We start from the raw sequence: 12,276 nt of genomic DNA, 5'->3' as shown, positions 1-12,276 counted from the left end.
GCTCTGGTGTATTAACGCGACTCGAGCGGGTAAGAGCGGTAGCTCCACATGCCGTAAGTACGCAGTGCATCGCGGTAGATACCAAGCAATTCGCCATCGCTGGCTTTGGCTAAGTCTTTCAGTGGCTTGTCTGGGTAGCTTACGGTGTCGAAAGTGATGCCTTGCGGGCCAGTTTGCCAGCTTGCGATTTCAAACAATGTTTGACCACGGCGCACGTGGCTCGCTGAGCTTATGATGGTCGCGTGTTTGATGTTATGACGCGCCAATGCGTAGCTGCTGAATAGGGCGTTACCTACCGTGCTGGTGGCGTAGTTTTCTTCAATGATGCGATCTTTGCTGATGCCTTTTTCAATCAGCCAATCTGCCATTAACTTGCCTTCCGTTTTGTGGTTCTTCGGTACGCCACCCGTCAATACGATCAACGCGTCAGGGTTTGCTTTCGCCATGGCTAGCGTGGTTTCCAAACGCTCAACCAAGATTTGATGCATCGAACCATCTGGGTTTAGCGCGTATCCCAACGTGACGATTGCGCCTTTGTCATCCAGTTTGCCTTTGTCGGCTTTCTCTTTTAGTGGCGTTGCAAGTACGCGGTCTACGGTGTCGAAGATGCGTTGGATGTCTGCCGCTTTACCTGCATTGAGCTTCGTGAGCGTCGCCATGTGTTTCGCTGATTCCGCTTGGTTGCCCTCAAAGCGTTGCTATACCGCTAAGTAAGCGTGCAAATCCACATCGTCTGGTGCGACCGAAAGGGCTTGTTCGAACAGTTCAATCGCGCGGTCTGCATTCTTGTTGTAGATCTGCGCATTTGCCGCAGAAATCAGCAGGTCAGTGCGGTACGGCTCAAGTTTGTAGGCCTCTAGTAAGCGGTCGGTAACAATCTCCATGTTGCTCGGCATTTTGGCGGTAAAACCCGCATGCGAGATACGCGCAGGGGATTTGAATGCCTGTACCGCGTCGTTGAGAAGTTGGTCGACAACCTGACGTTTGGTGACGATCTGTGAGTAATCGGCGGAAGATTGGACGGCAGCATCGTTAGCCGCGATAGAGTATGGGGCAGCAGTCAGCGCAATCACGCTACCAAGAGCAATGGCAAGTAAGTTCTTCTTCATGGAATGTCCTAGAGGTGCTGTAGTACCTAGTTTTTATTGTGCCTAGCGTTGTAGGTCGAACGGGGTCGATAGAATTTTTTCAGTCTAGGTTCGCTTCATGAATAATCTGTGAAATGAATCCCAACTCAGCCGAGCGAATGAACGCGCGTGGTCAAAACGCGAAGTAGGATCACGAAAATATTGAGGTATTCGTTCGTGTTCTAAGTAATTGGATTAAAAGATAAACAGCGTTTGGAAGAACGAATTTAAGCAACCAGAGTAAGAAATGAAAAAGCCTGCAACGATGCAGGCTTTTGGTTTATTTGATGGCAGTGCAGAAGCTAACGTCTGCATGGTGCGTTTGTGGGTCAAAGCTGTGGTAAAGCTCAAAGCAAGGACGGTCGTCGTTCTCAATACCGGATTCAATTACCTTGCTCATGACATCATCCCATGCTTTTGAGTATTGGCTCGGGTCAGTAATGTGCTGGCGCATCACCGCATATTGACCACCGGGGAAGTCTTGCAGCTCAATGCCTTTTGGAACTTCCGTATCTTCTGGCACCATCAAGCAGATATCAGTGCGACACTTCTCGTCTGGCGTGATTTCTGGATTGTCATGGTAGATGAAGATGCAGGTATTGTCTGCCAAACCTTTCATTCCTGCCCATTGATACAAGCGACCTGATGGCTCCTCATAGCCTTGGCCGTAAGGGCCGTTTACGCGAATGTAAGCCAGTTTTGCTTTTTCAAAGTTTTGCGTTTCCATTGTCATGCTCCATTTGGTGAGTTCAGAGCCAGTATATGAATCGCTTGGTGTTACTTCGTTTCCATTCTTGCGCAACGTGTGTCCAATCTTGCTGTTTCGTGCTAATTCAGAAAACTGCTGGTAGTTTTCGCAGTCGCGAAAGGCCGTAGGTGTAACGCCATAATGTTGTTTGAAGGCTTTGGCTAAGCTCTGTGAGCTAGAAAATCCGTACTCTAGGGCAATGTTTAATACCGGTTGCTTGGATTAGAATAAGTCATCGGCGGCGGCTTCTAGACGCAAACGTCGAATGAAATCAGCTAATGTCTCGCCTTGCACGGCTTTGAAGGTGCGATGAAAGTGATAAGGAGAAAGGTTCGCCAGCGCGGCCACTTCTGGCAGATTGAGTGGTTCATTAAAGTGTTGTTCTAAATAACGAATCACAGGAACCAGTCGTTTGTGGTAGTCGACGCGCATCGGGGGATTTCCTTGTTCTGTTCAGCTTGTTTTCTCTGCTCAAAGCCTACCGCAATCCAACAAGCTTGCAAGGGAGCCGCGTGAGAAATGCGTGGCGAGATGAGCATCAATCAGTCACACTCAACGAGCAGATGTTGAAGCAAAAACGTTGCGCTCATTATCTTTACTAACCACTAGGACAATCATGATAGCTTGGAAACAGTCTCTGCCAGAGTACGAATGGCTTATTCATCAAATTTGGTACTTGGAAGTGCCAGAGGGTGAAGTCATTGACCCCAAGCCGCACCTTATTCCAAACCCGCGCGCTCATTTACTCTTTACGCCACCAGTGCAAGGCTACCGCTACGACACGGGAGACACAAAGCTTGCTGGCAAAGGCTGCCATTTATTAACGGCTAACGAGCATTTGCTGTTGTTGGAAGATACGGCTCCCATCAAGCGTATTGGTATCACCTTTCGTCCAGAGGGTCTGTATGCCATTGAATCACGGTTTAGTGATGCATCCCAAGTTGCAGCAATTAACCAATGCGAATGGTTTGATTGGCTCAACACGGCGTTTGATGTGTGCTTTCAACAAGGGTTATGGCAGCTAGAGTTGCAAGATTCACCGCAATGTTTGCTGAACTACATCAAACGACATCTAGATGCGTTAGATATCGAACCTTGTTGCACCAAACCGTTTTTGGCATCGCAAAAAGCGGCATCCGTGATGGACGCTCAAGCGCTACGCTCACCTGAGCTAGCGATGGATATTGATGAGATAGCCAAACAATGCGCCTGTTCTCGAAGAACGCTTGAGCGCAGTTTCAAGCAAGTAGTGGGGCTGAGCGTTAAGCAGTATCAACAAATGGCACGTCTGGAGCAGATGATTTTGACCCTCTACAAACAAGAAGCAATTGATTGGGCGAGTTTCTCACAACAATTTGGTTTCAGTGACCAATCGCATTTGATTCGTACCCTCAAACAGCAGCTAAGAAAAACGCCAAGCAAATACTTGAAAAAGCGCGACTTAACCATCGATATCTATGGCGATTTTGAGTCGTAATACATTGCTAATCAGCCCGAAAGTTGTCGCAAAAATCCAATTTTTCTCTTATCCGCTGGGCTACTATTTTCAGCAGATAACGAGGTAGCACATGTCATATCAAAAACTAAAACAAGGCGAAGCCATCCCATTTAACGAATCGTTGACTATCCAACTGATTCAAGGCTCTGATCTACAAGATATTATCGAGATGTTGAACGACGATAAGGTCAATCAGTATCTGTTCTTCGCACCTGCTGACAACAGCCTGTATGAGGGTTTCTTTGGCCCTATTATTGAAAATACGGCACAAGCGATCAAAGAGGGTGTTTGGCCAGATAGCCCAACGTTCGTGATTCGTGACCAAAAAGGTCAGTACATGGGAATGTGTGCGGTGACCGCAGTGATGTTCTTAGCTGGCAACTACGAAGTGGGTTATCAGTTACCTACTTGCGCATGGGGCAAAGGCGTTGCGACTCGCGCTTGTCAAATGATGACCGAGATTGGATTTACTGAGCTAAACGCCCATAAAGTCAGTGCGGATTGCTACGCTTCTAATGCTGGTTCTTACAAAACGTTAGAGAAAAATGGTTTTACTCAAGAAGGCCGTCAGAAAGACTACTACAAACGAGAGCAAGGCTTTGACGACAAGCTGTACTACGGCATGACAGCAGAGCAATTCGCGTCTTTAAATCGCTAATAATTAGCCGACAAAAAAGTAGCTAACAACAAAGTAGCCAACAAAAAAGGCCGTTAACCCACATGCTCGGGTTAACGGCCTTTTCTATATTCAGCGCTAAATGGCTAACACTTAGTTGCCTTGGTTTTGGCTTTGAAGCTTCTCTTTTGCTTCTTCAACCTTTGAGAAATCCAATCCCAACTCGTCTACGGCTTCTTTGATTAGCGCAGGGTTTTGCATCACTTGCGCCATCAGCATTTGTAGCTTGTCTTGTGGCAAACCTAGTTGGCTGATGGTTGCCATTGCTGCGAGCGGGTTTTGCGTCAGAGTCTGGAAGATTTCGTTGATCTGTTCATCGCTGATGTTGTTCTCTTTCAGCAAGGCGATAATTGGGTTCATCATATTTCCTTTCAATCAGTGTATGACTTGGTTGCCAGTATTTGTTCTAGTAGAATAATTGGGGCTCCCGCGCAATATTTCAATACCCTGTTAGCTCCATGTAACCAGTCCCAGAATGAGAGCCCTCAATACGCACTGGGCCTTCCCAATAAGGCACAGAAAGGGGCATCTTTGCGTTCGGATTGAGTGCAGAGACGGTAAGCTCGATTTGTTGGTTAGGAATCGACACTTGCCACTCGGTTGGATACTTTCGCCCTTGGATTTCTGTTTGATTGGTTGCCTCTAACTGAATGTCTTTTTGAGAAATGGCGATGCCGGAGCCGTCTTGCTGCATCAGTCTTGCACTGGAGTAACTGGCTGCTCCGGTTTTGGAATCCCGCAATTGGAACACCACCAAGCTGGTGTCGTCACTCAACCTTAGGGCAAACCAGTCCCAGCCTTGTTGTGAGTCGAGTAAGAACTGCGAGCTCCACTCTCGGTCTATCCAACCTTTGCCGGATACTTGATGGGTTTCGCCGTCGATAGTGACCTCACCAGACACATCAATAAACGGTTGGCTGTAGTAATACGAAGCCACCTGACCATCGGCACTTTTGGTGCTGTAACCTTGTTCGCCTTGCTTTTGATAAGGTGCGCTGCTGGTAAGCGTCAGCGAGTAGCCAAACTGTTCCGAGTTCGCCTTCAATGTGGCAGGGAAGAGGTCGTTGGTTGAAGAAGTCCACTGCCAATCATCGAGGTAAACACGAAACGGTGAAGTGTCGACGCCGGCTAGAGAGGCTTGGTCGCGCGACCATTTTTCATCGGCGTAGTGTTTGTCGGTTGTCGTGACCGCGCTGTGCGCCATGTAGATTTGTTGAGCTTGCCACTCGGTTTTCTTTACGTCATCTTCGTTCGTTGGCGGCGCAGCAGCAAAGCGAAATTGTGTCCATTGAACGCCAAGTGGGTTGCCTTCTTCATCAATTAAGTTAGCGGTTAAATACCACCATTCATGACGAAAATTCGGGTGCGCTTGATGATCGGTAGGAAAGGTGAGTTCAACCCCTTTTTCTACGGGTGTGAATAGGTTGCTCTCGCTTTGCGTGTCTCCACTGCCCAGCAACGTGCCCATATTTTGCGTGCCCATATTTTTTTGTTGGGTATCTTCACAACCGAACAGGAATAAGCTGCTTATGAGTAGAGTAAGTTTGCTTGCTAATCGAACCATCACAACACCTCGCTTTGCAAACTGGAGACGACAGGCCTACTAACCAATCGCCACAGCGGAATCAAGGTTGCGATCACAGCCACCAAGATGGTGATTGCCGCAATGCTGAGGGCGTCACTCCAATTCCACAGATAATTTAAGCTCCAACCAAAAGCTCGTAAGGTGACGATGTCTGTCAGCACATAACCCACCATGGCTCCGAGGGGCAGGGCGATAACCAGAGTAAAACTGACCAAAGCGACGATCTGTCCGACCACCATGGTCATTAATTTGCGACGACTAACACCAAGTGCATACAGCCTTGCAATGGCGGCTTTGCGCGCGTCGAGCAACATGAAGCAAGCACTGAACAAACCAATCACCGCGACCATCAAAGTCACGCCGTTGAGCGCACGCGTAATGGCGAAGGTCTGCGAGAAAATATCCAATGCGATGGATTTGATTTGCGCCTGATCGTAGAGCTGACTTGGATGCAGATTCAGTTGCTCGCGCAGTTGCTCGCGCAGTTGCTCGCGCAGTTGCTCGTATACGATTTGTGGGTCTCCTGATACTTTAATGCCAAGGCTTGTTGGCAGGTCGGTAAAGCCACTCTCTTGCCATAATTTGGGTGCCAATAACACTTCACCGTTGGGTGAGCCGTAATCATGGAATACCGCCCCCACAAGTAGGTTCTTATTTGGAACGGCATCAAGCGTGAGCGCGCTACCCAGTGATAAACCCAGTTTGACCGCGGTTGGCTCACTGATAGCGACTAACTCTCCTTGGTAAAAGCGTGGCCAGAAGTTCTCCAAATGCGATTTGAACACCATGGTTTGCTCTAAGGTGTCTTTGTCTTTGGTGCCAAGCAAAATCGGTAAGCCTTGCAGGTTATCGTCGACGTAGTATTGCTTGTAGACGGTCTCAACCTTGTCGAACTGCCCTAACGCGCGCTCCACATCAGCGATTTCTCCTTGCGCAGGACTAACGTAAATATCGGCGTGCAGCCTTTGTTCTAACCACTGTTTTAGGGTGGATTCAAAGCTGCCCACTAGCGTATTCATCCCCATATTGGCAGTAACGGCGAGCAGCAGTGCCATCATGGCGAGAGAAAGCGGAGAAATCAGCTCACGCAGCTCAGCAAACAGATACTGCATCAAACCGGAGCTGGTGCGTTTTTCACACCAATTGGCTAATACGCTGAGTGTTTTGGGTAGATACAAAGGAATCGACACCACAAGCACGCCGAGCCACGCCATGGTGAAGCGGTGATGTTCACTCAGCCATAACCCTGCAAGTGCGAAAGCCGTCAACGTAGCACCTATCAAGAACAATTGGTTTTCGTTAGAGGCTTCAGGCGCTTGATAAAATCCGCCATGAGAGGAAAGCGGCTGGCGCACTCGCTGTTTAAAGTGCTGCCAGCACGCCAACAGGGTTGCGGCTAACGTGATCAGCAGTGCTTGCGCCCACCACTGCCACTGCCAAGTGCCGGGCAGAAGTGTCGCGCCATAAAGTTGTTCTAGAGTCAGTGCCACGGTCGGATGTAACCAGTGGCTAAGCTGCATGCCCAATACAAAACCGAGGGAAGCGCCGATGGTAACGAGAAGAGTGAGTTCAACTAACAGCGCAGATAACACAATGCTCGGCGCAACACCCGCTTGTTGAATTTGCACTAACAGCCGATTGCGTTTAAGCAAGCTGTACTTTACGCCGTTGTAAGCGATGAACAGCCCGACTAAAAAGGCAAGTAAGCTCATTGCCGTGAGGTTGAGGTGAAAGCTGTCGGTCAGCGAGCCAAGGTCTGTGCTTTGATTATTGGAAATCCATTGTCCTTGCTCACCAATGATGCTTTGCCAATTTGCTTGCGTGTCTTTATTCCTTTTGTCACCTGACTGGAAAACCGCAATGTAACTGAGCTGTCCTTGTTTATTGAGCAGTTGCTGCGCAAAACCAATGTCCATCAACATTCGGCTACCTAACTGCCATTCGTCAGGTAGTACCACCACTTGGGTTGGAATGTCGTCCAGAGTTAGGGTTTCTACCTCCCCTAAGTTTTGATGTTGAGATTGGCTCATCATCACGATCGGCTTGCTGGCTAAAAGCTCAGGCAAAGGTAAAGCACTGTCGAACAAAGAGACGTTCTGTTGGTTTTCTGAAGAATAGCGCGAACGTGAGGAAATTGCGGCAATCAACTCGCTACCTTGCACTGACCAGCGACGCCCTTGTTCGTCTCTCACTCGCCCTTCGATTACAGGTAGTGTTGCACTGAGTCCGTTTTGTCTGAGGGTGAAGTAGAGCGATTCGGGCAGATAGTTTTGCCCTGCTGGTGGAATAATTAAGTTTTGAGCTTGTGCGCTAAGCTGCTCGGTAGATTCCGCATAACTGCGCTTGGCATTGAGGTTGATGGCCTGCACCGCAACAAACAAGGTCACGGCCAGCACGATACCGATCAGAATTGCGGCGGCCTGCAGTGGCGCCTGCCGATAGTGCGCTACAAACAGATTCAGAGCGAGTTGAGTATGCGTGAACCTGGTGTTTGGTTGCTTAGCTTGCTTCATGGCGAAGCTCATGTTTGTTTTGGTGATGACCGCTATGCAACTGACTATTTTCCAAACGCCCATCCTTCAAACGTAATTGGGTTTTCATAAACTCAGCGCAGTCAGGACTGTGGGTGACTAACAGCACTGCCGTATTGCCTTGGGTGGTGATTTCACTGAGTAGCTTCATCACTTCTAACCCCGCTTTTTGGTCAAGGTTACCTGTGGGTTCATCAGCAAGCAGCAGTTTAGGTTTGTGGGCTAATGCGCGCGCAATCGCAACTCGTTGTTGTTGACCACCGGAAAGGGCAGAAACATGTCTATCGAGCAGTTGGCTGATGCCCAGAGTCTCGACCAAGTAATCGCACCAGTCGTTCCATTTCTGTTGATTCAAATGCAGAGGGAAGGCGATGTTTTGCTGCACGTTGAGCGGTGTTAACAGATTGAATTGCTGGAAGATAACACCGAGTTTTTGGTGCCGAAATCGGCTCCATTGTGGGTCTTTCCAAGCCGCCGTGTTATCGCCACCTAACCACAACTCACCTTCGGAAAGTGGCTCAAAGCCAGCGATGACATTGAGTAAGGTACTTTTGCCGCTGCCACTTGCGCCCGTCAGCGCAACACTCGCTCCTGTGTTCAACGTAAAGTCGACGCCTTCCAACACGCGATGTGTCTCTTTACCATCAACAAAGCTTTTGCTGGCGTGTTTGAGTGTGACAAGTGGGCTTTCCATTTCCTCTCCCTGTATTAAAAAGGTATCGTTTCTTTTGGCAATCACTATTGCAGTTAGTTCTCTAGAAACTTTAGACAACAATTAGATAAAAACAGCGATTTACATCGAGTTTAAGGTCTGTTGACCTTTCGAGCTGATTTTTGCAGCGAATTGTTGGGTATTTGTGCAAGGCAGAAACTTTGATGTGTAGTTAGCCTACATGAAAAAGCTGATAACGCAGTAGAAATGACCAACAAAAGCTGCCCAAAGGGTTCGGCTAAAATCGTTCTATGCTTTGTTAAGGAGTATTTACTTAGAATGCTAGGCTACACACTCCTTGCCTCGCCTAAAACGATTTTATCTCGAACAAAACTTAATCTCGAAAGATAAACAGACCCTACTTTGTACTGAAAAGAAGAGGGAAGAGATTAAATGAGGAAGGGATATGACAGGCATTAAAAAAGCCCGAGTCAAACTCGAGCTTTCAAAGATATTCAGCGTGGTCAGCTTACACGTAGTACGCTTCAACTTCGCCTTTAAGTTTGATTAGCATTGGGTTACCGAAACGGTCTTTTGCTTTAGGAGAAGCAATTTTCACCCAACCTTCGCTCACGCAGTATTCTTCTACGTCTGTGCGCTCTTTGCCGTTGAAACGGATACCGATTTGGTGCTCGAAGCATTCTTTGATGAAGAATGGGCTACGTGGGTTACCCGCTAGGCGATCTGGTAGAGCTGGTTTAGCTGTATCTGTCATTTTGTGTGACCTAAATTCCGTAAAAAGTGCGCTATTGTAGTCAGTGCACTGTGTGTGTTCAAGATATGTTGAGAGTGGATGCGTTGTTTAACTTTCAAGTACCGCCTACAACCCCTTCAAATACTGCGAGTTGGCTGTTGGTTGAATCATGGCATTCAGCGTTTGGACGGCTTGTTCACTGTGATCTTCAAGTAGAGCTAAGAACGCGTCAATCAACTCAGGTTTGCTTGCTGAGACTTTCGTTTCTGTCTGGATATCACGCAGATCGATCAACACATCGGTAAACAATTGCGGCAGATCGTGCAGCACTTGCAGGTTTAAGACGTTGTGCTCGCTGTAGATTGAATTGTGGCTGCCTTTTTGTTTTTGTACCACGTAAGGATTGTCTTTTAAGTTGATGATAGACGTGCGTTTATCACAGCGTTTCAAACAACCTTTGTTGACCTTCACCTTACGGCATCCTTCGGTTTGTTGGAACAAACATTGGCGGCTCGTGAGTAGGGTATTTGGATGATAAATGCTGTAGAAGCTGCGCATGTTTTTCGGACGCTTTATGCGACGCATCTGCTTCATATTCAGCTCGTTAGAAACAAACGCGCCACTTGCCGCGAACTCGTCTTGAAGGCATTTAAACGCGTATGAGTTCACCGTGTTCATTTGTGGGCCTGCCACCCAGCCTAAGCCGAGCTCTTTTGCGATCATGCCGACGCCTGAGTTGTTGGTGATCAACAACTCAGGTTGGATGGTTTCCAAAAATACGCGCGCGGCGTGGTAGTCTTCGCCAATCAAAATGGCCGGGAGCCATGGTTTGAGCATTGGATTGGCTTGGAATAACTCAATCATCGCGCTCAGTTCGCCAGACAATCCCATTGGCAATTGATAGTAAACATCAACGTCGTGGTATTCGCACAGCATAGCTTCTTGTGCTGACGAGATCAGAACCGATAATTTTGGCGCACTTTGGCGAGTTTCTGGTTGAGGTAACGCTGGCAGAGTTGGCACATCAATCGCCCCTTTCAAGCTGCTGCCGGATACTTGTTTCGAAGCGACATCGAACGACTTAGTTTGCTCTGCCACTTTCTCAATGATCGCGGTTTTGTCGTCGTAGAGTTTCTTTTTCACCGCTTGCACATCATCAGCAGACTGGCATTGATAAACCTTCGAAAAATGTTTTACAGCGTGGTCGCGCGGGTTGTCGATGTACATCGCCTTGCCGAAATCACCTTGCAAAAATGCGTTGGAGAAATCACGGTTGAACACCGTGTATAACTCTGTGGTGTCTTCAGAGAGTTCCAAACCCTCGCACATGCGATCGATTTGCTGACGCCAATTGTCGACCACGGCATAGACGTAGTGCGATTTCTTGATTCGCCCTTCTACTTTTAAAGAATACACGCCAGCATCGGCAAGCGCTTCCAAGTCCCCAAAGGCGGAGTTGTCTCTCATATTGAGTGGGTAGTTGTTGCCCGTTTTGGTCGTTTCGTACTGTTCGCGACAAGGTTGACTGCAACGTCCACGGTTACCTGATGCACCATTGCGAGCGGAACTGATATAGCAAATTCCGGAGAATCCGATGCAGTATGAGCCGTGGACAAACACTTCCATCATTACGTTGTGCTCGCGACCAAATTGCGCCAGATGTTTTATCTCACTGATGTTAAGTTCGCGAGATAAGTTTACTCGGCTTGCGGTGAGCTGGTTGAGAAAGAGGATTTGGCCTTCGTTATGCGTGTTCAGTTGCGTTGAAGCGTGCACATCCAAATCGGGAAAGTGATGTTTGAGAATGTAGGCCAGACCGAGATCTTGTACGATCACGCCATCGATTTTGGTGGTGTTCAGTTGGCTGAGCAAGCGAACAATCGCTGGAATTTCACTTTCTAAAATCAGCACATTCAACGTTAGGAAAATCTTACAGCTGTGCTGATGGGCCAACGTTAACACGCCATTTAAGTTATCTAAGGTGAGGTTGGTCGCTCGGTTACGAGCATTGAAGCGGTCGAGCCCACAGTAAATTGCATCGGCGCCAGCGGCAATGGCGGCTTTGATGGAATCTAAATCACCACCGGGTGCTAATAACTCAAATTGATCGCGTGTCACTACTTTTCTCTTTCTTACTAAAATAGGCTGCAAATGTTACGTATTTCACGCTTTTGATGCTCGGCTAGTTAATGCTTTATTAATCTGAATCAATTAATCCGTGTTACACGGTCGACTCTTGAGTGGGTAGAGTGCAATTCGCCATAGCGGAATCTGACTTCTATAGTTTTCCTACACTTGGTTTTTCTATATTTAGTTTTCTACTCAGAGAGAGGAAGGGACGACAAATGAAAAAAGTAATGATGGGGTTGGTAGTGGCGTTGGCGTCATTGAGTACGTTGGCTGGGGAGGGTGTGGTAACCGTTGCGAGCACGCATTCAGCAAAAGATACGGCGGATAAATTTGTCGCTATCGCGCAAGAAAAAGGGTTGAACGTCTTTGCGCGCATTAACCATCAAGAGAACGCCGTGAAAGTCGATATGACGTTGCGACCAACTGAAGTTATCGTGTTTGGAAACCCTAAAGTGGGCACGCCACTGATGATCTGTGCGCAGGAAGTGGCGCTCGATTTGTCGAGTAGACGACACTTGTTACCAAGTGCCGTCCCTCTAAGAACCCAGCGTGCAACTTTCACCGCACTAGGCTCA

The 12,276-nt window shown here is 48.0% G+C and carries 9 protein-coding genes and 2 pseudogenes; 3 read left to right on the top strand and 8 right to left on the bottom strand.

Going from position 1 to position 12,276, the window contains the following annotated elements; all coding sequences use genetic code 11:
• Positions 1-11: 11 nt before the first annotated feature.
• Together R8O10_RS19805 and R8O10_RS19800 are read right to left on the bottom strand one after the other, a co-directional pair.
• Positions 12-1,109 (bottom strand): annotated as a pseudogene (locus R8O10_RS19805) (ElyC/SanA/YdcF family protein).
• 298 nt (positions 1,110-1,407) lie between these two features.
• Positions 1,408-2,307, bottom strand: a pseudogene (locus R8O10_RS19800) (AraC family transcriptional regulator).
• 184 nt (positions 2,308-2,491) lie between these two features.
• On the opposite strand from R8O10_RS19800, the gene R8O10_RS19795 reads away from it, so the two are divergent.
• Both R8O10_RS19795 and R8O10_RS19790 read left to right on the top strand, forming a co-directional pair.
• A complete protein-coding gene (locus R8O10_RS19795) occupies positions 2,492-3,352 on the top strand; it encodes a helix-turn-helix transcriptional regulator (protein ID WP_318145970.1) in 861 nt (286 codons plus the stop codon).
• Between the two features lie 91 nt (positions 3,353-3,443).
• Positions 3,444-4,031, top strand: a complete 588-nt coding sequence (locus tag R8O10_RS19790) for a GNAT family protein (protein ID WP_318191676.1) — start codon at positions 3,444-3,446, stop codon at positions 4,029-4,031.
• Between the two features lie 111 nt (positions 4,032-4,142).
• Here the strand turns inward: R8O10_RS19790 and R8O10_RS19785 are convergent, their stop codons facing one another.
• The 6 genes from R8O10_RS19785 to R8O10_RS19760 form a co-directional block, all read right to left on the bottom strand.
• A complete protein-coding gene (locus R8O10_RS19785; protein ID WP_004746427.1) occupies positions 4,143-4,409 on the bottom strand; it encodes a DUF2999 family protein in 267 nt (88 codons plus the stop codon).
• A 79-nt stretch (positions 4,410-4,488) separates the two neighbouring features.
• Positions 4,489-5,613 carry a lipocalin-like domain-containing protein gene (locus R8O10_RS19780; protein WP_318191675.1) on the bottom strand — a complete coding sequence of 375 codons (1,125 nt, stop codon included), beginning with the start codon at positions 5,611-5,613 and terminating at the stop codon, positions 4,489-4,491.
• A complete protein-coding gene (locus R8O10_RS19775; RefSeq protein ID WP_318191674.1) occupies positions 5,613-8,147 on the bottom strand; it encodes an ABC transporter permease in 2,535 nt (844 codons plus the stop codon). The genes R8O10_RS19780 and R8O10_RS19775 overlap by 1 nt, the downstream gene beginning before the upstream one ends.
• Complete coding sequence (locus R8O10_RS19770) at positions 8,134-8,859, bottom strand: ABC transporter ATP-binding protein (RefSeq protein WP_318191673.1); 726 nt, start codon at positions 8,857-8,859, stop codon at positions 8,134-8,136. The genes R8O10_RS19775 and R8O10_RS19770 overlap by 14 nt, the downstream gene beginning before the upstream one ends.
• Before the next feature lie 487 nt (positions 8,860-9,346).
• Complete coding sequence (locus R8O10_RS19765; RefSeq protein WP_005460424.1) at positions 9,347-9,592, bottom strand: DUF3297 family protein; 246 nt, start codon at positions 9,590-9,592, stop codon at positions 9,347-9,349.
• A gap of 105 nt (positions 9,593-9,697) precedes the next feature.
• Complete coding sequence (locus tag R8O10_RS19760) at positions 9,698-11,689, bottom strand: U32 family peptidase (RefSeq protein WP_318191672.1); 1,992 nt, start codon at positions 11,687-11,689, stop codon at positions 9,698-9,700.
• A 227-nt stretch (positions 11,690-11,916) separates the two neighbouring features.
• Between R8O10_RS19760 and R8O10_RS19755 the strand changes: the two genes are divergently transcribed.
• A partial coding sequence (locus R8O10_RS19755) for a DUF302 domain-containing protein (RefSeq protein ID WP_318191671.1) occupies positions 11,917-12,276 on the top strand: 360 nt, incomplete at its 3' end.

Origin of the sequence: Vibrio sp. 1727 (genome assembly GCF_033344415.1) — a bacterium.
Lineage (GTDB): Bacteria > Pseudomonadota > Gammaproteobacteria > Enterobacterales > Vibrionaceae > Vibrio > Vibrio alginolyticus.
Note: the sequence above shows the minus strand (reverse complement) of the source record. Positions and strands in the feature narration are given on the sequence as shown.